This window comes from Actinophytocola sp. (genome assembly GCF_036002505.1).
GTDB lineage: Bacteria > Actinomycetota > Actinomycetes > Mycobacteriales > Pseudonocardiaceae > DASYTH01.
Window position 1 is genome coordinate 38,807 of the sequence record NZ_DASYTH010000134.1, and the last position, 20,601, is coordinate 59,407.

18 protein-coding genes are annotated in these 20,601 nt (G+C 72.3%); 14 read left to right on the plus strand and 4 right to left on the minus strand.

Annotated elements, in window-relative coordinates; all coding sequences use genetic code 11:
* Positions 1-50 precede the first annotated feature (50 nt).
* A complete protein-coding gene (locus VGR06_RS11505) occupies positions 51-1,475 on the minus strand; it encodes a S8 family peptidase (protein ID WP_327559005.1) in 1,425 nt (474 codons plus the stop codon).
* A gap of 196 nt (positions 1,476-1,671) precedes the next feature.
* On the opposite strand from VGR06_RS11505, the gene VGR06_RS11510 reads away from it, so the two are divergent.
* From VGR06_RS11510 to proB, 6 genes are all read left to right on the plus strand, one after another.
* The gene (locus tag VGR06_RS11510) at positions 1,672-2,409 is read left to right on the plus strand and encodes a TIGR03936 family radical SAM-associated protein (RefSeq protein WP_327559022.1); all 738 of its coding nucleotides are present in this window, start codon (positions 1,672-1,674) and stop codon (positions 2,407-2,409) included.
* A 210-nt stretch (positions 2,410-2,619) separates the two neighbouring features.
* Positions 2,620-5,271 carry a translation initiation factor IF-2 N-terminal domain-containing protein gene (locus VGR06_RS11515; protein ID WP_327559006.1) on the plus strand — a complete coding sequence of 884 codons (2,652 nt, stop codon included), beginning with the start codon at positions 2,620-2,622 and terminating at the stop codon, positions 5,269-5,271.
* Positions 5,272-5,550: 279 nt separating this feature from the next.
* Entirely contained in the window at positions 5,551-5,859 is a 309-nt protein-coding gene (gene rplU, locus VGR06_RS11520; RefSeq protein ID WP_327559007.1) for a 50S ribosomal protein L21, read from the plus strand.
* A 13-nt stretch (positions 5,860-5,872) separates the two neighbouring features.
* Positions 5,873-6,130 (plus strand): 50S ribosomal protein L27, encoded by a 258-nt coding sequence (gene rpmA, locus VGR06_RS11525; protein ID WP_327559008.1) that lies wholly within the window; start codon positions 5,873-5,875, stop codon positions 6,128-6,130.
* A gap of 165 nt (positions 6,131-6,295) precedes the next feature.
* Positions 6,296-7,747 carry a GTPase ObgE gene (gene obgE, locus VGR06_RS11530; protein ID WP_327559009.1) on the plus strand — a complete coding sequence of 484 codons (1,452 nt, stop codon included), beginning with the start codon at positions 6,296-6,298 and terminating at the stop codon, positions 7,745-7,747.
* 84 nt (positions 7,748-7,831) lie between these two features.
* The gene (proB, locus tag VGR06_RS11535) at positions 7,832-8,941 is read left to right on the plus strand and encodes a glutamate 5-kinase (protein ID WP_414637226.1); all 1,110 of its coding nucleotides are present in this window, start codon (positions 7,832-7,834) and stop codon (positions 8,939-8,941) included.
* 9 nt (positions 8,942-8,950) lie between these two features.
* Here proB and VGR06_RS11540 read toward each other — a convergent pair whose 3' ends face one another.
* Positions 8,951-9,574, minus strand: coding sequence for a TetR/AcrR family transcriptional regulator (locus VGR06_RS11540; RefSeq protein WP_327559010.1), 624 nt, complete (start codon positions 9,572-9,574; stop codon positions 8,951-8,953).
* Between the two features lie 105 nt (positions 9,575-9,679).
* Here VGR06_RS11540 and VGR06_RS11545 point away from each other — a divergent pair, with 105 nt between their 5' ends.
* On the plus strand, positions 9,680-10,999 hold the full coding sequence (locus VGR06_RS11545) for an NAD(P)/FAD-dependent oxidoreductase (protein ID WP_327559011.1): 1,320 nt from the start codon (positions 9,680-9,682) through the stop codon (positions 10,997-10,999).
* 73 nt (positions 11,000-11,072) lie between these two features.
* On the opposite strand, the gene VGR06_RS11550 is transcribed toward VGR06_RS11545, so the two are convergent.
* Positions 11,073-13,181 carry a RecQ family ATP-dependent DNA helicase gene (locus tag VGR06_RS11550; RefSeq protein WP_327559012.1) on the minus strand — a complete coding sequence of 703 codons (2,109 nt, stop codon included), beginning with the start codon at positions 13,179-13,181 and terminating at the stop codon, positions 11,073-11,075.
* Between the two features lie 284 nt (positions 13,182-13,465).
* On the opposite strand from VGR06_RS11550, the gene nadD reads away from it, so the two are divergent.
* The 7 genes from nadD (at position 13,466) to VGR06_RS11585 (ending at position 19,434) form a co-directional block, all read left to right on the plus strand.
* The gene (nadD, locus tag VGR06_RS11555) at positions 13,466-14,068 is read left to right on the plus strand and encodes a nicotinate-nucleotide adenylyltransferase (protein ID WP_327559013.1); all 603 of its coding nucleotides are present in this window, start codon (positions 13,466-13,468) and stop codon (positions 14,066-14,068) included.
* Between the two features lie 61 nt (positions 14,069-14,129).
* Positions 14,130-14,516, plus strand: coding sequence for a ribosome silencing factor (gene rsfS, locus VGR06_RS11560; protein WP_327559014.1), 387 nt, complete (start codon positions 14,130-14,132; stop codon positions 14,514-14,516).
* Positions 14,517-14,607: 91 nt separating this feature from the next.
* Positions 14,608-15,228 carry a histidine phosphatase family protein gene (locus VGR06_RS11565; RefSeq protein ID WP_327559015.1) on the plus strand — a complete coding sequence of 207 codons (621 nt, stop codon included), beginning with the start codon at positions 14,608-14,610 and terminating at the stop codon, positions 15,226-15,228.
* Positions 15,229-15,239: 11 nt separating this feature from the next.
* Complete coding sequence (octT, locus tag VGR06_RS11570; RefSeq protein ID WP_327559016.1) at positions 15,240-15,968, plus strand: diglucosylglycerate octanoyltransferase; 729 nt, start codon at positions 15,240-15,242, stop codon at positions 15,966-15,968.
* 11 nt (positions 15,969-15,979) lie between these two features.
* Entirely contained in the window at positions 15,980-16,834 is an 855-nt protein-coding gene (locus VGR06_RS11575; RefSeq protein ID WP_327559017.1) for a DegV family protein, read from the plus strand.
* A 132-nt stretch (positions 16,835-16,966) separates the two neighbouring features.
* Positions 16,967-17,782: a ComEA family DNA-binding protein gene (locus tag VGR06_RS11580; RefSeq protein WP_327559018.1), complete on the plus strand. Its 816-nt coding sequence runs from the start codon at positions 16,967-16,969 to the stop codon at positions 17,780-17,782.
* Positions 17,779-19,434 carry a ComEC/Rec2 family competence protein gene (locus VGR06_RS11585; RefSeq protein ID WP_327559019.1) on the plus strand — a complete coding sequence of 552 codons (1,656 nt, stop codon included), beginning with the start codon at positions 17,779-17,781 and terminating at the stop codon, positions 19,432-19,434. The genes VGR06_RS11580 and VGR06_RS11585 overlap by 4 nt, the downstream gene beginning before the upstream one ends.
* Before the next feature lie 103 nt (positions 19,435-19,537).
* Here VGR06_RS11585 and VGR06_RS11590 read toward each other — a convergent pair whose 3' ends face one another.
* Positions 19,538-20,374: a restriction endonuclease gene (locus VGR06_RS11590; protein WP_327559020.1), complete on the minus strand. Its 837-nt coding sequence runs from the start codon at positions 20,372-20,374 to the stop codon at positions 19,538-19,540.
* Positions 20,375-20,601: the final 227 nt, after the last annotated feature.

Consider the following 20,601-nt stretch of genomic DNA (forward strand, 5'->3'; position numbering starts at 1 on the left):
CCGAGTTAGTCTTCCCTTCCCGGGAATGAACGTGGCGTTGTTTCCCTACGCTATTGCTGCGTCACCGCGGCCAGCGCGTCCACCAGCCCGTGCCCGTGGAAGCTGTTGTACGGCGCGTAGCCCGAGCAGTAGGCGTCCTGCGCCCCCGAACCGCTGAGGTCATAGTCGTCCGGGCACGGAATCGGCTCCGCCTGCGTGGTCAGCAGCCGGGTCAGCTGCTGCGGCGACGCCTTCGGATGTTCCGAGGCGAGCAGCGCCACCACGCCCGTCGCATGTGGCGTGGCCATCGAGGTGCCGCACGAGCGCTCGTACCCGCCGGGCACCGTCGACAGCACGCACGACTCGGTTTTGCGCCGCCCGGTGGCCACCTCACCGCCGGGTGCGGTCACGTCCACCACCCCCAGGCCGTAGGCGCTGTAGCTGGCCTTGAGCTTCGACGGGCCCACCGCGGACACCGCGACCACACCGCGCAGCGCCGCCGGCAGCACCCGGCAGTTCCCGTCCAACTCGCTGCCCAGGTCGACGCTGCCGTTCGTGGCCGCGGCGACGGTCAGCACGCCGTGCCCGGTGGCGTAGTCCACCGCCCGCCGCATCGCCTCGTACACCACGTGCTCGTCGTTCCGGTTGCAGGTCACCAGCCAGGGGTCGACGAAGTAGCTGTTGTTGGTGACGGTCATGCCCTTGGCCGCGGCCCACATCAGCCCGCAGACGGCGTACTCGGGGAGGATGAACCCGTCGTCGTCGACCACCTTCACCGAGGCGATCCGCACGCCGGGTGCCACCCCGGTGACCCCGTGCCCGTCGTCGGCGGCCGCGATCGTGCCGGCCACGTGCGTGCCGTGCGGCGAGGCCGTGGGCTCCCAGGCCGCGCGGTCGGGGTCCGGCCGCCCGGTCAGGCATCCGGCGGACAGCGCCGGGTCCAGTGCCGCGCGCAGGTCGGGATGGTTCGGGTCGATCCCGGAGTCCAGCACCCCGACCACGACGTCCCGGCTGCCCTCGTCGATCCGGTGAGCGTCGTCGGCGTGGATGAGCGCCATGTCCCACTGCTCGCCGGTGCGGTCCGCCGGAGCCACCGGCCCGCTGGTGACCAGCTCCGAGGTCGACCCGGTCTCGTCCGACCAGGGCCGGGGGGTCGCCTCGGTCCGTGCCCGGACCGCCCGCCCGGCGCTGAACGCCCGGTCGCGGCCCATCCGGGCGGTGAAGCGCTGGTAGCCCGAGGTGGCCACGGCGACCGCGATCTGCGGGTAGTAGACCACCGTCCGCCCGCAGGCTCCGGTGATCTCACCGGTGGCCGCCGGCTCGCTGGTGCCCGGCTCGAACAGCACGAGGTAGCGCAGCGTCGGGCCGTCCTCCGAGCACGTCGGCACCGCCAGATCGTCCGGCACGGCTTGCGCCGGGTTGCCGGTGACCAGCAGCGCCGAGGCCAGGACCGCGGCGCCGACCGCTGCCGCCTTCGCACGGCGGGGCAGAGGCACGGGGGTGACCTCCATCGTGTTGGCGACCGGGTTCGGGGCGCCGGCCTCCAGAGCCGGACGGTAGCCAGCGAACTGCGAGCAGACAAGCGCGACGCCCGAAATGCACCCGGGGTACCGTCCTGCCAGGCCGCCACACCACCCGAAGGAGCCAGCCGCCGCCGTGACCTGGACCCCGCCCAATCCGTCCGCCGCGCCGGTGCAGAAGCTCCGGCTGCGCTACGCCAAGCGCGGCCCACTGCGATTCACCTCACACCGCGACGTGGCCCGGGCGTTCGAGCGGGCGCTGCGCCGGGCCGGCGTGCCGATGGCGTTCTCCCAGGGGTTCAGCCCGCACCCGAAGATCTCCTGGGTCGGCGCGTCGCCGACCGGGGTGGCCAGCGAGGCCGAGTACGTGGAGATCCAGGTGGTCGAGCGGGTGGACCCGATCGCCCTGGTCCCCGGCCTCGACGCGGCCCTGCCGACCGGTCTCGACGTGCTCGAGGCCGTGCCGGCCGGGGCGGGCTCGCTGACCGAGCGGATCGAGGCCAGCCGGTGGCGCATCGAGCTGCCCGGGGTTCCGGCGGAGACGCTGCGCGCCGCGGCCGGCCGGCTGCTCGACGCCGAAACCGTCGAGGTGGAGCGGCTGACCAAGCAGGGTATGCGCCTGATCGACGTGCGACCCGCCGTGGTGACCGCGGACGTGTCAGCCGGCGCCGAGGCGTGTGGGATACTTGAGGTGGTCGTGCGGCAGTTGACCCCTGCCGTGCGTCCCGACGACGTGATGAGCGCGCTTCGCGTCGTCGCCGCTCTGGTTCCGCCGGTGCCCGCGAAGGCGACCCGGATGGCCCAAGGGCGGCTCGACGACGGCGGAGGCCTGTCCGACCCGTTGGCCCAGGATCGGGCCGCGGCATCCGGACGGGCGCTGCGGGAGCCGCCTCGGAGCGACGTGGACTGACCTGCCGCGGCATGGTCGCCGGAAGTGCGTGTTCCGGTGGTTCGCGGCGAGAGGCGAGGATTCCCGCCGCGCAGCGGCGGAATGAGGCAACTGTCTCCACCGTCCGCGGTGGAGCGAGACAACTACAGGCCCCTGCGTGGCCGCGACCGGCCGGTGCCGGCGCCGAATGGCGCCAGCCCGGTTGTCCGCGCCCGGGGGCGAAGGAGCTAAATGTCGGATATGTCGACGCCTGCCGGGCCCACCGGCGGGGACACTTTCACATCCACCAACCCGAATCTGGCCGACCTGCCGGACCGGATCCGGGTGCACGCGCTGGCCAAGCTGCTCGAACGCAGCAGCCGCGAGGTGCTCGACGCGCTGACCGACCTCGGTGAGGACGGCCGGAGCGCCCAGTCCAACATCAGCCGTGACGTCGCCCTGAAGGTCGCGGAGACCCTTCTCGGCACCCCGCCCGAGGCCGAACCCGAACCCGAACCCGAGCCCACGGCCCGCCCGGTCACCGCCCCGCCGGTCCCGGTGTTCGCCTCGGCCTCCCCGCTGTTCATGGCCCCGGACCCGACCATGGCCAAACCGCCGCCGGTGCGGGAGCCGGTCCGCGAGGAGGTCGTCGAGGAGCCCGCCGAGGACGAGGCGGAGAGCGCCGACGACGACGCCGATGACGAGAGCGGCAGCCGGCGCCGGCGCCGGCGCGGCCGGCGCGGTCGCGGTCGCGGCAAGGGCGGTCAGGACGAGGACGGCTTCGGCGAGGAGACCGCCGAGGAGGAGCCCGCCCGCCCGGCGACCGAGAAGGCCGAGAAGCCGGCCCGGGTCCGGACCCGGGGCAAAGCGCCGGTCGAGGAGTCTGAGCCCGCCGACGCGGACGCCGGCGACGACGGCGAGTCCGCCACCCAGCGTCGCCGGCGCAGGCGCCGCCGGCGCGGCGGGGACGACGGCTCGATGGGCGAGGACGATCCGCCGAACACTGTGGTGCACGTGCGCGAGGCGCGCGAGGAGAAGGGCGAGCCGGAGGCCCGGGACGAGGTGCGCAGCGTGCGCGGCTCCACCCGGCTGGAGGCCAAGCGCCAGCGCCGCCGGGACGGCCGGGAGGCGGGCCGACGGCGCGCGCCGATCCTGTCCGAGGCCGAGTTCCTGGCCCGGCGCGAGTCGGTGGACCGGGCCATGGTGGTCCGCGAGCGCGGTGAGCGCACCCAGATCGCCGTGCTCGAGGACGGTGTCCTGGTCGAGCACTTCGTGACCACGTCCGGCACGGGCTCGCTGGTCGGCAACGTCTACCTCGGCCGGGTGCAGAACGTGCTGCCCAGCATGGAGGCGGCGTTCGTGGACATCGGCCGCGGCCGCAACGCCGTGCTCTACGCAGGCGAGGTGGACTGGGACGCCGCCGGGCTGGAGGGCAAGGCCCGCAAGATCGAGCAGGCACTGTCCACAGGGGACAGCGTGCTGGTGCAGGTCACCAAGGACCCGGTGGGGCACAAGGGCGCCCGGCTGACCACCCAGATCAGCCTGCCCGGCCGGTTCCTGGTCTACGTCCCGGGCGGCGGCGCCACCGGCATCTCCCGGAAGCTCCCGGAGAACGAGCGCCGCCGGCTCAAGGACGTGCTCAAGCGGGTCGTGCCCGAGGACGCCGGCGTGATCATCCGGACCGCCTCCGAGGGGATCAGCGAGGAGGAGCTGGCCCGCGACGTGCGCCGGCTGCAGGCGCAGTGGCAGGTGATCAACGACAAGACCCAGGGCGCCAACGGGACCAAGAAGGCCAGCGCCCCCGCGCTGCTCTACGAGGAGCCGGACCTGCTGATCAAGGTGGTCCGCGACCTGTTCACCGAGGACTTCTCCGCACTGGTGGTCGAGGGCGAGACGGCCTGGGAGACCATCGACGCCTACGTGCGGCACGTGGCCCCCGAGCTGATCGAGCGGCTCCGCCGGCATGTCGCCAACACCGACGTCTTCGCCGAGTTCCGGGTGGACGAGCAGCTACTCAAGGCGCTGGACCGCAAGGTGTGGCTGCCCTCCGGCGGCTACCTGGTGATCGACCGCACCGAGGCGATGACCGTCATCGACGTCAACACCGGCAAGTTCACCGGCTCCGGCGGTAACCTCGAGGAGACCGTCACCCGGAACAACCTGGAGTCGGCCGAGGAGATCGTCCGCCAGCTCCGGCTGCGCGACATCGGCGGCATCATCGTGATCGACTTCATCGACATGGTCCTGGAGTCCAACCGCGACCTGGTGCTGCGCCGGCTCACCGAGTGCCTCGGCCGGGACCGCACCCGTCACCAGGTCGCCGAGGTCACCTCGCTCGGCCTGGTGCAGATGACCCGCAAGCGCGTCGGCACCGGCCTGCTCGAGGCCTACAGCACACCGTGTGAGCACTGCAAGGGCCGCGGTGTGCTGGTCAGCTCCGAACCGGTGATCAAGTCCGGCAGCGGCGGTTCCAACGGCCAGGCCGGCAACCAGCAGGGCGGCGGCCGCCGCTCCCGCGGGCACGGTGACGGCGGCAAGGACGCCTCGAAGGACGTCGTGGCGCAGGCGGCGGCCAAGGCCGCGGTCCGCGGCATCGCCAAGGCCAGCGGCGTGGAGTCGGACCGGGCCGCCGAAGAGGCCGCTGCCGCCGAGCTCGACGTTGTCCCCGCCGAGCCGCCCGGGGTCAGTGTTCCGCCCCAGGCCGACGGCAATACCGACGCCGGCCGGGTCGAGCCCGCCGGCGAGCCGAGCGGGCCCGGGACCGGTGCCGACGGCGCGGTCGAGGTCGGCGTCGGAACCCCGGCGGCGATCGAGCCGAAGGCCGAACGTGGCCCGCGCACCCGGCGCCGCCGCACGGCGTCCCGCCCGGCGGGGCCGCCCGTCTCGGCGACCTCGGACAGCTGAGGCGGTAACGATCATGGTCACAGCCGCGGTGATCCCGGCGCACGCCCGTCGCGTGCGCCGGTCGCCCGGCCCGGCCTCGGCTCCGGGCCGCGGCGCTGACCTGCGGACACGCCGTAGTGCCACCCGGTTTGACCACCATTCCGGGCGGCACGTAACCTGTAACCAGGCCCGCCGGTTCGGTGGGCCGTGTCGTGCGCGAGGCCGGCTGGTCACCTCCCCTGCCCGGCGCCGCGTGACCCCAGATTTCACCCCGTCGAGTAGCAGGAGAGTTGCGTCCCGATGTACGCGATCGTCAAGACCGGCGGCAAGCAGTACAAGGTGGCCGTGGGCGACGTGGTCGAGGTCGAGAAGCTCGAGGGCGAGCCGGGCACGGAGCTCACCTTCCCCGCGCTGCTCGTCGTTGACGGCGAAGACGTCACCACCGATGCGGACACCCTGGCCAAGGTCTCGGTGACCGGCAAGGTCGTCGAGCAGACCAAGGGCCCGAAGATCCGCATCCACAAGTTCAAGAACAAGACCGGCTACCACAAGCGGCAGGGTCACCGGCAGAAGCTGACCCGCGTCGAGGTCACCGGAATCAGCAAGTAGGGAGCCGAGAACCATGGCACACAAGAAGGGTGCGTCCAGCTCCCGCAACGGCCGCGACTCCAACCCGCAGTACCTGGGCGTCAAGCGCTACGGCGGCCAGGTCGTCAAGGCGGGGGAGATCCTCATCCGGCAGCGTGGCACCAAGTTCCACCCGGGCGTCAACGTCGGCCGCGGCAATGACGACACGCTGTTCGCGCTGGCCGCCGGCGCGGTCGAGTTCGGCTCGAAGCGCGGCCGCAAGACCGTCAACATCGTTCCGGTCGAGGTATAAATGGCGCTTGATTTGGCGAAGTCTGCTCGCGGAGGGCGCTCGCCGGATCAAATCGCATAATGTTGGGGGGCCGAGCCCCCCAGACCCCCACGGTGCTAGCTCCTTCTGACCCAGCGTGGTCCGGTTGGCCTCCGACCAGCAGAGCATCGGTCGAGAGGAATTCGAGTGTCTCGGTTCGTTGATCGAGTAGTCATCCATGTTGCCGCGGGCAACGGTGGCAATGGTTGTGTCTCGGTGCACCGGGAGAAGTTCAAGCCGCTCGGCGGGCCGGACGGGGGCAACGGGGGCAACGGCGGCAACGTGGTGCTGACGGTCGACGGCGGCGTGCACACGCTGCTGGACTTCCACTTCCGGCCGAACGCCAAGGCATCCGGCGGCCGGCAGGGGCAGGGCAGCCACCGCGACGGCGCCGCCGGTGAGGATCTCGAGCTGCGGGTGCCGAACGGAACCGTGGTGCTGACCGAGTCCGGTGAGGTGCTCGCCGATCTGGTCGGCGACGGCACCCGATTCGTCGCCGCCCGCGGCGGGCGCGGCGGGCTCGGCAACGCGGCGCTGGCCTCCAAGGCCCGCAAGGCGCCCGGCTTCGCGTTGCTCGGCGAACCGGGCGAGGCCCGCGACCTGGTGCTGGAGCTGCGCTCGGTGGCCGACGTCGGCCTGGTCGGGTTCCCGTCCGCCGGCAAGTCCTCGCTCATCTCGGTGCTCTCCGCGGCCCGGCCCAAGATCGCTGAGTACCCGTTCACTACGCTGGTGCCCAATCTCGGCGTGGTCACCGCGGGCGATTCGGTGTTCACCATGGCCGACGTGCCGGGCCTGATCCCCGGTGCCAGCCAGGGCAAGGGCCTCGGCCTGGACTTCCTGCGGCACATCGAGCGCTGCGCGGTGCTGGTGCACGTGGTGGACTGCGCCACCTACGAACCCGGCCGCGATCCGGTGTCCGATGTGGATGCTCTGGAGTCGGAGTTGGCCCGCTACACCCCGGCGCTGGGTGACGAGTTGGCCGCCCGGCCCCGGGTCGTGGTGCTGAACAAGATCGACGTACCGGACGCGCGCGAGCTGGCCGACCTGGTGCGCCCAGAGTTCGAGAGCCGTGGCCTGCCAGTGTACGCGGTGTCCACGGTGACCCGCGAGGGCCTGCCCGCGCTGTCCTACGCGCTGGCCGCCGTCGTCGAGGAGGACCGCCGCGGCCGGCCGTCCGCGGAGCCGGCCCGGATCGTGCTCCGACCGTCCGCCGTGGACGACGCCGGGTTCACCGTCGAGGAGGATCCCGAGCTGCCGGGCGGTTTCGTCGTGCGCGGCGACCGGCCCGAGCGCTGGGTGCGGCAGACCGACTTCGGCAACGACGAGGCGGTCGGCTATCTCGCCGACCGGCTGGCCCGGCTCGGCGTCGAGGAAGCGCTCGCTCGTGGCGGTGCCCGGCCCGGCTCCCCGGTGACCATCGGCGCGGTCACGTTCGACTGGGAACCGTCCACGCCCGCCGGCATCGCCATCCTGATGCACCAGCGCGGCAGCGACCCGCGCCTGGAGCTCAGCCACCGCATCACCGCCGCCGAACGCAAAGCGGCCAGACGCGACCGCCGCGCCCCCGGCTCCGCCGACAACGAAGCCGGCGAAGAATGAGCAGCCGTGCGAACGAATCGGTGATGGCATGAGCGGAGCTTGCGGAGCGAACGATCGGGCACCGGCGTGAGCGTGGACGCCGGGATCAGCGCATCCACCCGCGAGCTGGTGGCGGGGGCGCGCCGGATCGTGGTCAAGGTCGGCTCGTCCTCGCTGACCACGGCCGCGGGCGGGTTGGACCCGACCCGCCTGGACGCGCTGGTGGACGCGGTGGCCGCGCGCCGCACGGTGGGCAGCCAGGTGGTGCTCGTGTCGTCGGGCGCGATCGCGGCCGGCCTGGCGCCGCTGGGCATTCCCCGGCGCCCCGCCGATCTGGCCACCCAGCAGGCCGCGGCCAGCGTCGGTCAGCTCGCCCTCGGGCACGCGTATGTGGCTTCCTTTGCGCGGTACGGCCTCACGGTCGGTCAGGTCCTGCTGACCGCTGACGACGTGGTTCGGCGCGCGCACTACCGCAACGCCCAGCGCACCCTGTCCCGGCTGCTCGCCCTCGGCGTGGTGCCGGTCGTCAACGAGAACGACACGGTGGCCACCGAGGAGATCCGGTTCGGCGACAACGATCGCCTCGCCGCGCTCGTCGCCCACCTGACCGGCGCCGGCGCCCTCGTTCTTTTGTCCGATGTGGATGGTCTGTACGACGGCGACCCCCGGCTGGGCGAGGCCCGGCGCATCGACGAGGTGATCACCGACACCGACGTCCGCCATGTCCAGGCCGGTGAGCGCGGCACCTCCGGGCTCGGCACCGGCGGCATGGCCTCCAAGCTCGCTGCCGCCCGCCTCGCCTCGGCCGCGGGCATCCCCGTGCTGCTGGCCGGCGCCGCCGAGGCTCCCCGCGCGCTCGCCGCGGCCGACGTCGGCACCGCCTTCGCCGCCGGCGGCCGCCGCCTGTCCGCCCGCCGGTTCTGGCTCGGCTACGCCGCCGACGCCACCGGCTGCCTGCACCTCGACGCCGGCGCGGTGGCCGCCGTAGTCGGCCGCCGCCGGTCTTTGCTGGCCGCCGGCATCACCGCCGTCGACGGCACCTTCGACGCCGGCGACGTCGTCGAGCTCGCCGACCCCGGCAGCCACATCATCGCCCGCGGCGTCGTCTCCTTCGACTCCGCCGAACTCCCCACCCTCATCGGCCGCTCCACCCACGACCTGCCGGCCGACCAGCGCCGTGAAGTGGTGCACGCCGACGACCTCGTGCCGTTCTGAACTGTGTGCTCAGTCTTTCCGGGTGAGGTGGCGGACCAGGCGGGCGAGTTGCTCGGCGTAGCGCTCCGTGAACGTGGCGGATTCGGGGTCCTCGTCGCAGATCATGCGGGCGACGCGGGGGAGGGTCACGCCGGCGGCAGCGGCCGCGAACAGGGCCAGCATCAGGTAGGGCGGATCGAGGTCGGCGGGGATCTCGCCGGCTTCCTGGCGCCGGCGTAGGTCGGCCAGCTGAGCCTGTATGAAGCTGTAGTCGGCCTGCTCGTCGGGGGCCTCCGTGCCGGGCTCGAGGTTGGTCCAGACCATCAGGCGGGCCCAGTCGCGGTTGTACAGCGTCGCCATGGTGAAGCCGGCGACCACGGCGTCCAGCGGGCGCTCGGACTGGGACATCTCGGCGCTGGTCTGCTGCCAGCGCTTGTTGATCTCGTTGTAGAGCCCTTCCTTGCCGCCGAAGTAGTACGAGATCAGCTGCTTGTTCACGCCGGCCCGGTCGGCGATGTCGCTGACCCGGGCCGCGGCGAAGCCCTTCGCACCGAACTCCGCCGTGGCGGCCTCGAGGATCCGCGCCTTGGTGCGCTCGGGATCCCGTTGCCGCTCGCCCGGGATGGGTGAGCGGCGCGGCGTGTGCGCGGTCATGGGGCCACCGTAGCCGATCTCCGCGGAATCACCTACCTGGTTGACTCAATCATATCAATGGTTGATAGTGGTTCTCGTCAACACCGGCAAGACGGGAGAGGTCAGATGTCCGAAGACCTTCGCGTAGCGATCATCGGCGGCGGCACCGGCGGGCTCTGCCTCGCTCAGGCCCTGAACCGGGCGGGTGTCCGGGTCGCGGTGTACGAGCGCAGCCGCACGCGCACCGAGCGCCTGCAGGGCTACCGCGTGCACATCAACCCGCACGGTGCCGCGGCGATGCACGAATGCCTCCCACCCGACCTGTGGCAGTCCTTTGTGGACACGACCGGCACCTCGGGCGGCAACTTCGGGTTCGTCACCGAACAGCTCGACGAGTTGCTGTTCCTCGACGAGGAGATGTTCACCGCAGAGGACCCCGACCCGGCCGCGTCGCATCACTCGGTCAGCCGGATCACCCTGCACCAGGTGCTCGCCGCCGCCCTGGACGGCGTCCTGCACTACGGCAAGGAGTTCGAGCGCTACGAACGTGCCGCCGACGGCACGGTCACCTGCTACTTCGCCGACGGCACCACCGCGACGGCCGACGTCCTCATCGGTGCCGACGGCGCCAACTCGCGGGTGCGCCGGCAGTTCCTCCCGCACGCCGAGCGGGTGGACACCGGTATCCGCAACATCGCCGGAAAGCTCCCGCTCACCGACGAGACCAGGACGTGGCTACCGGCAACGATCCAGCGCGGCCCGAAGTCGGTCATGCCGCCGAAGGGTTGCGGCTTCTTCAGCGCACCGCACGAGTTCGGCAACCGGCCCGGCGCCTCCGCGAACGGTATCGGCGGCAACGACGAGACCCTCGAGCACGACGCGGTGCTGTTCGAGAACACCACCAGCTACGTGATGTGGGCCCATGCCGCGGGTGAGGCCGGCTACCCGGCCGGCACCGACCTGTCCGCTCTGGACGGAGCGGCACTGCGGGACCTGGTCGGCCGCCTGATCGCGGACTGGCATCCGGGACTGCGCCGGATGGTGGCCGAATCGCCGGCCGAGTCGGTGACGCTGATCCCGATCCTCACCTCGGTGCCGGTGGAGCCGTGGCCGACCACGAACATCACGCTGCTCGGTGACGCCGTCCACAGCATGACGCCGTTCCGCGGCATCGGGGCCAACACGGCACTGCGCGACGCCCGCCTGCTGGCTCGCAACCTGATCGCCGTTACCAGGGGTGAGCGCGACCTGATCGACGCGATCGCCGACTTCGAGCAGCAGATGATCGACTACGGCTTCACGGCCGTGCGTCGCTCACTGCGTGACGCCCGCTCCTTCGTCTCGGAGAACTGGTTCGCCCGGTCGATGTTCAAGATCGTGCTGCGGTTCTTCTCGGCGGTACCTCCTCTCAAGCGCAAGGTCTTCAGCGACCAGGGCACCGAGTAGCCCTGGCGACTGGGGGTGGGTAGGTCCGGGCTCCGGGGATTCGCCCCGCCCCGGACCTACCCGCGCCGGCCGCTCAGTTGGTCAGGGCCAGAGCGAAGGGCAGAACCGCTCGGGCGCCGGCCTCGCGGAGTAGCTTGGCCGCCAAGGTCATCGTCCAGCCGGAGTCCACGAGGTCGTCGACGAGCAGCACCGGTCCGTCCACCTCGGACAGTCGAGCGGGTAGGTCCGCCTCCAGGTGCAGGGACTGCCACACCTGGTGCAGCCGCTGTGCGCTGTTGTGCCTGCGCTCCTCGGCGCGGCGGACCTCCAACCGGCCGAGCAGCGGGAGTCGCCCGACCGTGGCGATCCGCTCGCCCACGCTGGTCACCAGCCGGGGCCGGCGGGTGGAGCCGATGGTCACGACACCCGCTGGACGCTGTGCCCAGTTCCAGGTCGCCAGCACGGCGACGCAGGCTTGGAACACGTCATCGGACGCCGGGCTGTCCACTGTGGACGCGAACAGCTCGCGTAACCGGTTACCCCAGCCGATGTCGGTCAGCCGGCCCACCGCGCGGCCGGGCTCGGCGACCTCGTCCGCGGTGATCTTGCCGGTCAGCGGCACACCCAAGGTAGCCATGTTGGCGGGCCACTGACGCCGCGGATCGAGGTCGACGCCCGGTCTGCCTAACCGCTCGCCGGCGGCGACCACCTCCCCTTCGGCGATCTCAGTGGTCCACGCCCGGCCCGTGCAGTTGTCGCAGCGTCCGCACGGCGCCGCGTGCGGATCGTCGAGCTGCCGCAGGATGAACTCCATCCGGCACGCGGTGGTGTCCTGGTACTCCAGCACCGCTTGCTGCTCGGCCTTCCGGGCGGCGGCGATGTGCTCGTACCGCTCGGCGTCGTAGCTCCACGGTTGACCGTTGGCCACCCAGCCGCCGCGTATCCGGCGCACCGCCCCGTCCACGTCGAGCACTTTGAGCACCATCTCGAGCCGGCTGCGGGACAGATCCACGAGCGGTTCGATCGCGGCCAGCGACATCGGCCGCCCGGCATCGGTCAGCACCGCGAGCACCTGACGCACCACCCGCTCCGGCGGAAACGCCAGCGAGGCGAAGTAGCTCCATATCGCCCGGTCCTCGGTGCCCGGCAACAGCAGCACCTCGGCCCGCTCGACCGCCCGCCCGGCCCGGCCGATCTGCTGGTAGTAGGCGATCGGCGACGGTGGGGCGCCGAGATGGATCACGAAGCCGAGATCCGGCTTGTCGAAACCCATGCCCAGCGCGGACGTGGCCACCAGTGCCTTGACCCGGTTGGCCAGCAGGTCCTGCTCCGCCCGCTCCCGCTCGGCCGGGTCGGTCTTCCCGGTGTACGAGCGAACCTCGACGCCGTGGTCGCGCAGGAACGAGGCGACGTCCTGGGCGCCACTGACGGTGAGCGTGTAGATGATGCCCGAGCCAGGCAGTTCGTTGATCCGCTCCGCCAGCCAGGCGAGCCGGGCCGGCACCGTCGGCAGCCTGACCACGGCCAGCCGCAGGCTCTCCCGGTCCAGCGCACCGCGCAGCACCAGCGCGTCCCGCGCGTCGTGTCCGCCGATGCCGAGCTGGTCGGCCACGTCGCGCACCACCCGGTCGTTGGCGGTGGCCGTGGTGGCCAGCACCGGGACGCCGTTCGGCAGCTCCGCGAGCAGCGTGCGCAGCCGGCGGTAGTCCGGCCGGAAGTCGTGGCCCCAGTCGGAGATGCAGTGCGCCTCGTCGACCACCAGCAGCCCGGCCGACGCGGTCAGCTCGGGCAGCACCGAGTCGCGGAAATCGGGATTGTTGAGCCGTTCCGGACTGACCAGCAGCACGTCGACCTTGCCCTCCAGCACGGCATGCTTGACGTCCTGCCACTCCTCGACGTTGGCCGAGTTGATCGACACGGCGTGCACCCCGGCCCGGCCGGCCGCCTCGATCTGGTTGCGCATCAAGGCAAGCAGCGGCGAGACGATGACCGTCGGCCCCTCACCGAGCTCCCGTAAGAGGGCCGTGGCCACGAAGTACACGGCCGACTTGCCCCATCCGGTCCGCTGGACCACGAGGGCCCGGCGCCGGTCGGCCACCAGCGCCCGGATGGCCGTCCACTGGTCCTCGCGCAGGATGGCGCCGTCGCCGGCCAGGGCGCGGAGCCGTTGCTCGGCTGAGTCACGGAGTGCTTGCTCGTCCACGGGCTCCACCCTGACCGACGGGACCGACAACCCGCCAGCGACAGGCCGGACGAATGGTCCATTCGTCCGAAGTCGTGGGCCCGAGCCTCTCGCCAAAATTCCTTTCCGGTCTCGCGTCATGGCCGCGCGCCCACCCTGTCTCAGGTGTGCGGAGCTCCGCAGGGGAGTGGTCCGCGGCCGGCGGGAACCCCAGCCCTGCCGGCGGTTCCCTCAGTGACGTGTGGGCGGTGTCTCGTCCCGGGAGGCACCGCCCACACCTGTGCCCGCCGTACGCTGGTCAGGCTATGGCTGAGCGGTCGCAGAGCAAGCGCATCGGGATCATGGGCGGGACGTTCGACCCGATCCATCACGGCCACCTGGTCGCGGCCAGCGAGGTGCAGGCCAGGTTCGACCTGGACGAAGTGATCTTCGTGCCGACCGGCCAGCCGTGGCAGAAGACCCACCAGGACGTGAGCCCCGCCGAGGACCGCTACCTGATGACCGTGATCGCCACCGCGTCCAACCCCCGCTTCTCGGTGAGCCGGGTGGACATCGACCGCGGCGGCGTCACCTACACCATCGACACGCTGCGTGAGCTGCACCTGCTGCACCGCGCCGCCCAGCTGTTCTTCATCACCGGCGCCGACGCGCTCGAGCAGATCCTCACCTGGCGCGCGGTGGACGAGTTGTTCGACCTGGCCCACTTCGTCGGCGTGACCCGGCCCGGCTACGACCTCAACGACCACCACCTGCCCACCGGCTCGGTGAGCCTGATCGAGGTCCCCGCCATGGCCATCTCCTCCACCGCCTGCCGCGCCCGGGTCGCCGCCGGCGAGCCGGTCTGGTACCTCGTCCCCGACGGCGTCGTCCAGTACATCTCGAAGACCCACCTCTACTCCGGTCGGTAAATCCACGGGCTGTCACCGGTACTCTCGAAGGGCTCGATGGGCGCGAACATGAGGGAGTGACGTGGCGGCTACGCACGACGCACGCAGGCTGGCATTGGTGGCCGCCAACGCGGCGGCGGACAAGAAGGCCAGCGATGTGATCGTGCTGGACGTCTCCGAACAGCTCGTGATCACCGACTGCTTCGTGATCGCGTCGGCACCCAATGAGCGGCAGGTCGGCGCCATCGTGGACAGCGTCGAGGAGAAGATGCGCGACGCCGGCACCAAGCCGGTGCGCCGGGAGGGCGCCCGCGAGGGCCGCTGGGTGCTGCTCGACTTCGTGGACGTCGTGGTGCACGTCCAGCACTCCGAGGAGCGGGCGTTCTACGCGCTGGAGCGGCTGTGGAAGGACTGCCCGCGCATCGCGTTCGACCCGCTCGCCGGTGCGGAGGGCGGCGGCGCGTCGTGAGCGAGCTTGCGAGCGAGCCATTAGGCACTGCTCTGTCACCGAGCTTGCGAGGAGACGGAGCAGCCATCACCGAGCTTGCGAGGTGGATGGCGTGACATTGCGCCGGCTCGTGCTGTGGCGGCACGGCGAGACCGACTACAACGCGACCGGGCGCATGCAGGGTCAGCTTGATTCGATGCTCACCCAGGTCGGCCGCAACCAGGCCCGGTTCGCGGTTCCGGTGCTCGCCCGGTTCGCGCCGGACGTCGTGGTCTCCTCGGACCTGCGCCGGGCCACGGACACGGCCACCGTGTTCACCACGGCCACCGGCGTCCCGCTGCGCATCGACAAGCGGTTACGGGAGACCAACCTGGGCATTTGGCAGGGTCTGACCTCCGCCGACGTCGACGAGCAGTGGCCGGGCAGCCGCCGGCTCTGGCAGACCGACCCGACCTGGTCGCCGCCGGGCGGGGAGTCCCGGGTCGAGGTCGCGGCCCGGGCCTACGAGGTCGTGGCCGACCTCGACCAGGCGGCGGCCGAGATGGAGACCACGCTGGTCTGCGCGCACGGCGGTTTGATCACCGCGCTCACCGGTCACCTGCTGGAGCTGCCGGTGACCGCGTGGGCCAAGCTCGGCGGCATCGGCAACTGCCATTGGACCGTGCTCGAGCGCCGGACGACCAGTGGGCTCGCCTGGCGCCTCATCGAGTACAACGCCGGGATCACCGGCTAAATTAGCTGGCCATGGCACCAACGGTGTTGTTGTTCGGGGACTCGCTGAGCTTCCACGGGCCGGACGGGCCGCGCTCGGCGGACGACCCGCGGCTGTGGCCGAACGTGGCCGCCCACGCGCTGGGTGGCCGGGCCGAGCTCGTCGCCGGGTTCGGCTGGACCGCCCGGGACGCGTACTGGGCGCTGACCGGCGATCCCCGGGTGTGGTCGCTGCTGCCGCGGGCGGACGTGCTGGTGCTGGCGGTGGGCAGCATGGACACCATGCCCTCGCCGCTGCCCACCTACCTGCGGGAGGGCATCCGGTACCTGCGGCCGGACCCGGTCCGGCGCTGGGCCCGGCGCGGCTACCTCAGCGCGCAGCCGTGGCTGGCCAGGGTCACCCGGGGTAGGCCGGCGGCGCTGCCGGCCACGCTGACCGTGCGGTACCTGGACAAGATCCTGGTGGCGATCCGGGCCTTGCGGCCCGAGCTGCCGGCGGTCGGCGTGCTGCCGCCGGTGCACCGGGCGCGCTCCTACGGCTTCGTGCACACCGCGCGGGACGGCGCCACGGCCGCCGTGCGGGACTGGGGTGCGCGTGCCGGGGTGCCGTTGCTCGACCTTGCCGCGCTCACCGGGGAGCACGTGCTCGGCGGTTACGGCAACCCGGACGGCATGCACTGGGGCTGGGAGGCTCACCGGATCGTGGGAGATGCGCTCGCCGACACCATGCGTACGCTGCTGAAATCCGGAAGCCACCCGTAGGCTCACCGTTCGTGTCCGTCGCCGTCGTCACCGACTCCACCGCCCACCTGCCGGAGGGATTCGCCGAGCGGCACGCGGTGCGGGTGGTGCCGCTGCGGGTGCTGATCGACGGGCGGGCCGTGCTGGACGGGGTCGACATCGGGCCGGCCGAGCTGGCCGCCGCGTTCGCCGGGCGGCACGAGGTGACCACGTCGCGGGCCAACCCCGACGAGTTTCTGGCCGTGTACCGCGAGTTGCTGGCCGCGGGCGCGAGCGGGGTGGTCTCGGTGCATCTGTCCCGGGAGCTGTCCGGGACGTGGGAGTCGGCCCGGCTGGCGGCCGAGGAGGTCGGGCCGGATCGGGTGCGGGTGGTGGACTCGCGGACGACGGTCATGGGGCTGGGGTTCGCCGCGCTGCGGGCGGCGGCCGCGGCGGCGGGCGGCTCAGCGGTGGACGAGGTGGAGCGGGTCGCGGTCCGGGCGGCGGCCGGGACCCGGACGTTCTTCGCGCTGGAGACGCTGGAATACCTGCGCCGCGGCGGCCGGATCGGGGCCGGGGCGGCGCTGCTGGGCACCGCCCTCGCGGTGAAACCCGTGCTGCACGTGGAGAACGGGCGGATCGTGCCGCTGGAGAAGGTGCGCACCACCGGGCGGGCGGTGGCCCGGCTGGTGGAGCTCGCGGTGGTGGCGGCGGGGGACGATCCGGTGCGGCTCGGCGTTCATCACCTGGCTGCGCCCGGGCGGGCGGCCGAGTTGGCCACGCGGTTGGACGAGCGGGTGCCCGGGTCGGCCGGGTGCCTGGTCTCCGAGGTGGGAGCCGTGATCGGGGCGCATACCGGGCCGGGCATGCTCGGCGTGGTGATCTGTCCGGAGGCAAACGGTCGATGATGCCAGCGGGGTCCGACAGTTCCGGGTGCCGGCGGGCCGGTTCGCGGGTGGTTGTCCACATGCGAGCCCGCTGTCCACAGCGGACCGGTCGGCGGCCGGGTGCCGGGGGTGCGCGGGCCTAGCGTCGGCGGCGTGCACTTCACGACCGCGCGACGGGATCGCGACACACAGGTGGGGGATCGGCTGGCCCTGCTGGCCCTGCGGGCGGGCGCCGACCAGGCCGACCGGGTGGACGAGCTGCCCGCCGACCAGGAGTGGATCGATGCCTCGCTGCCGGACCCGGCGCGGCCGGAGCCTTCCGCCGGTCCGTGGTGGCGCGGCGGGAGCGCGGGGCGGCTGGTGGAGCGCTGGCTGCCCGGCGGTGTGCTGCCGGGTCGCCGCCGGTTGCCGATCGTGCTGCTTGTCGTGCTCGTCGTCGGGGTGGCTGTTGCCGGCGGCGTCGTCCTGTCTTCCGGCGCCGCGCCCGAGCCGCCGCCGGACCTGCCGGCTGCCCGGGCCTCGCCCGGCCCGGAGCCGAGCACACCCGGCGGGTCGATCGTGGTCAGCGTGGTCGGTCGCGTCGTGCGTCCGGGCCTGGTCACGCTCGCGGAGGGGGCGCGCGTCGCCGACGCGCTGCGTGCGGCGGGTGGCCCGGAGCCGGGCGTCGACGTGAGTGGGCTCAACATCGCCCGGCGGGTCGGCGATGGCGAGCAGATCGCCGTGGGCGTTCCGGTACCCCCGGCCGCCGCGCCGGGCCCGGCCGCCGGCATCCCGGGCAAGATCGATCTCAACGCGGCCTCGGCGGCGCAGCTGGACACCGTGCCGGGCGTCGGCTCGGTGACCGCCCAGCGGATCGTCGACTGGCGCACCCGCCACGGCCGGTTCACCCGCGTCGAGCAGCTCCGGGAGATCGACGGCATCGGCCCGACCCGCTTCACCCGGTTGAAAGACCTGGTGATGGTCGGATGATCGTCAGGTCTGGGCCGGCGGGTTGGGCGGACTGGCGGTTGGTTCCGGCGGCGTTCGTGGTGTGGCTGGCGACCTTGCTCGGGCTGCTGGTGGTGTGGTGGCTGGCGATCGTCGTCGGTGCCGGTGCGGGCGTCGCCGGGCTCGCGGTGCTGGTCGGGATGCGTGGCGAAGGTCGGTCGGCATGGTGGCCGCGGGCCGGGGTCGGCGTGTCGCTGGTGCTCTGCGGCGTCGCGGTGGCCGTGCCGACCGCGGTGCGGCTGCACGGGGCGGTCACGGATGCGCTTCGGCCGCTGGCCGGCCAGGGCGCGTTCGGGGCGTTCCGGGTGGCTGTCACGGAGCGGCCGAAGCCGGTGGTGTCGGCCGGGTTCGGTGGGCGGCCGGGCGGGGTGCAGGCGGTCGTGCTGCCTGCCCGGGTACGGCACGCGGTGGTGGCCGGGCGGCCGGTGGCGACCAGCGGTGCGGTGCTGCTGGTCGCTCCGGTGGACGGGTGGTCGCGGTTGCTGCCCGGGCAGGAGGTCGATCTTGAGGCGGAGCTGGCCCCGGCGCGGTCGGGCGGGATGACCGTCGCGGTGCTGCGGGTGCGCGGTCCGCCCGGCGCGGCGGATGGGGCAGTTTGCTGGCAACGCGTGGCGCAGGTGCTGCGGTCGGGGCTGCGGGCGGCCTCCGCGGTGCTGGATCCGGAGCCGGCGGGCCTGGTGCCGGCGCTGGTCGTCGGTGACACCGACGGCGTGTCCCGGCACGTGCAGGAGCAGTTCCGGGTGGCCGGGATGGCGCATCTGCTGGCGGTCAGCGGGGCCAACCTCGCGATCGTCTGCGTCGCGGTGTTGCTGCTGTTGCGGGCGCTGCGGGTGGGTCCGCGCGGCTCGGCAGCGGGAGCCATGCTGGCGCTGGCCGGGTTCGTGGTGCTGGCCGGGCCGGAGCCGAGCGTGCTGCGGGCGGGTGTGATGGGCGCGGTCGGCTTGCTGGCGCTGGCCATCGGGCGGCAGCGGGCGGCACTTCCGGCGCTGTCGACCGCGGTCGTGCTGCTGGTGCTGCACGACCCGGGCATGGCGGTGAACCTCGGTTTCGCCCTGTCGGTGGTGGCCACCGGCGGGCTGGTGCTGCTGGCACCGCGGTGGGCCGATGCGCTCGCGGCCCGGGGTGTTCCGCGGGGCCTCGCCCAGGCGCTGGCGATGCCGGCGGCCGCGCACGTGGTGACCGCACCGGTAGTGGCGGGCATGGCCGGCCAGGTGAGCATGATCGCGGTGCTGGCGAACCTGGTGGCCGCCCCGGTCGTGGCGCCGGCGACCGTGTTCGGTGTGCTCGCGGCCGTGCTGGGCCCGGTCGCGCCGTGGGCGTCGCGGCTGCTGGTCCGGCTGGCCGGGCCGGAGGTGCACTGGCTGATCATCGTGGCCCGGCAGGCCTCCCGGGTGCCGGGCGCGGTGCTCGACTGGCCGGCCGGCTGGTGGGGCGGCCTGCTGCTGCTCGTGATCGCGGTGGTGCTGCTGGCCGTGCTGCGGCACCGGCGTGGTCGCGTGCTCGTCGGAATCGGCCTGACCGTGCTGCTGATCGTCGTCGTCCCGGTGCGGGTGATCGCGCCGGGCTGGCCGCCGGCCGGCTGGGCGATGGTGGCCTGCGATGTCGGCCAGGCGGACGCAACACATTGGCACTGATCGGGTTGAGTGGTTGCGTGGGGCGCCTGGGCTGGAGTGGGGTCTTCTTGCGGATGTGCTCGGCCGGGGTTGGTGACGGTGTGGGGGTCTTTGTGGGTATTGGTTATCGGAGGCCGTGGCCTGCTGCTAGGTGGGGTTTTTGGGCGAGGAGGGTTTCTAGCCTGCTGTCGGGCCAGAGCTCGATGTGGGGAGCGGAGCCTGTGTCGTTGTGCTTCTCGGTCCAGCTCACGGCGTCGGCGGTGAAGCGGCCGGTGGTCGCGATGATGAGGCCGCGGATCAGCGGTGGTTCCCACAGTTTCACTGCGGCAAGGGTGTCAGCGACTTCGGTAAGGCCGACTGATCGTTTGAGCCAGTGTTTGGCCTGGACGATGACCCGTTCGTTGCGGACGCCGCCGGTGCTGTCGCGGAGGACGCGGTCTAGGGAGAGATCGCGGCCGCGGTCGGGGGCTCGGGTCTGCATGAGCCATTGCACGTTGGTGTGTTCGGGAAAGCTCCGGAGCAGGTCGTAGAGGAGGCGCTCGAAGGCGGCGTCGTCGAGGCGGTCCCACGGTAGGCCGGTGGTGGCCGTTCCGGTGAGGTGGCCGGCGGCGGCTCGGCCGAGGTCGATGGTGGGGACGGGGAGCGGGTCGGTGTCGGATAGTGCGCCGGCCTCGACATCGGTACGGACGCTGGGCCAGTCCATTTCGGCGATGTCGTGCCAGTCGTGTCCCTGCCCGAAGTGCAGGTGGCGGTGGAGGTCATTCCAGCGGCCTCGACGTTGGGCGGTGTCCCCGAGCAGCCGCTCGATTTCGTCGACGGCGGCGGCGACGTGTTCGACGTCCGGGTCTTCTAGCCGCTGTTGGGAGTCGCGGGGCACGCCAGCGAGCAGACGCGGCAGCGCGGTGTCGATGGCTGAGGTGAGGTGGTGGAGCCGTTCGCGGGGCGGCTCGGCGCCGGGCACGGTTGAGCCGGTATCGGTATCGGTATTCGGCCAGGTCCTTGGCGGGCTGTTCGCCGGCCTCGTAGGCCCCGGTCGGGAGCTCGTCGATCTCCAGGTAGTCGATGAACATCTGCCCGATGTGGTCGATATCGGGCAGATCGCCGGTGATGGTCCACCCGTCAATCTCGGGTAGACCGGCCAGGAGGTCCGTCCAGGCGCGCCGAAGGTCGTCGTACTCGGGGTGAGAG

Coding starts and splice junctions, on each gene's coding strand:
- rpmA (WP_327559008.1), top strand. CDS start 5,873: ATGGCACACAAGAAGGGTGCGTCCAGCTCCCGCAACGGCCGCGACTCC.
- VGR06_RS11545 (WP_327559011.1), top strand. CDS start 9,680: ATGTCCGAAGACCTTCGCGTAGCGATCATCGGCGGCGGCACCGGCGGG.
- VGR06_RS11540 (WP_327559010.1), bottom strand. CDS start 9,574: ATGACCGCGCACACGCCGCGCCGCTCACCCATCCCGGGCGAGCGGCAA.
- VGR06_RS11585 (WP_327559019.1), top strand. CDS start 17,779: ATGATCGTCAGGTCTGGGCCGGCGGGTTGGGCGGACTGGCGGTTGGTT.
- VGR06_RS11515 (WP_327559006.1), top strand. CDS start 2,620: ATGTCGGATATGTCGACGCCTGCCGGGCCCACCGGCGGGGACACTTTC.
- octT (WP_327559016.1), top strand. CDS start 15,240: ATGGCACCAACGGTGTTGTTGTTCGGGGACTCGCTGAGCTTCCACGGG.
- rplU (WP_327559007.1), top strand. CDS start 5,551: ATGTACGCGATCGTCAAGACCGGCGGCAAGCAGTACAAGGTGGCCGTG.
- nadD (WP_327559013.1), top strand. CDS start 13,466: ATGGCTGAGCGGTCGCAGAGCAAGCGCATCGGGATCATGGGCGGGACG.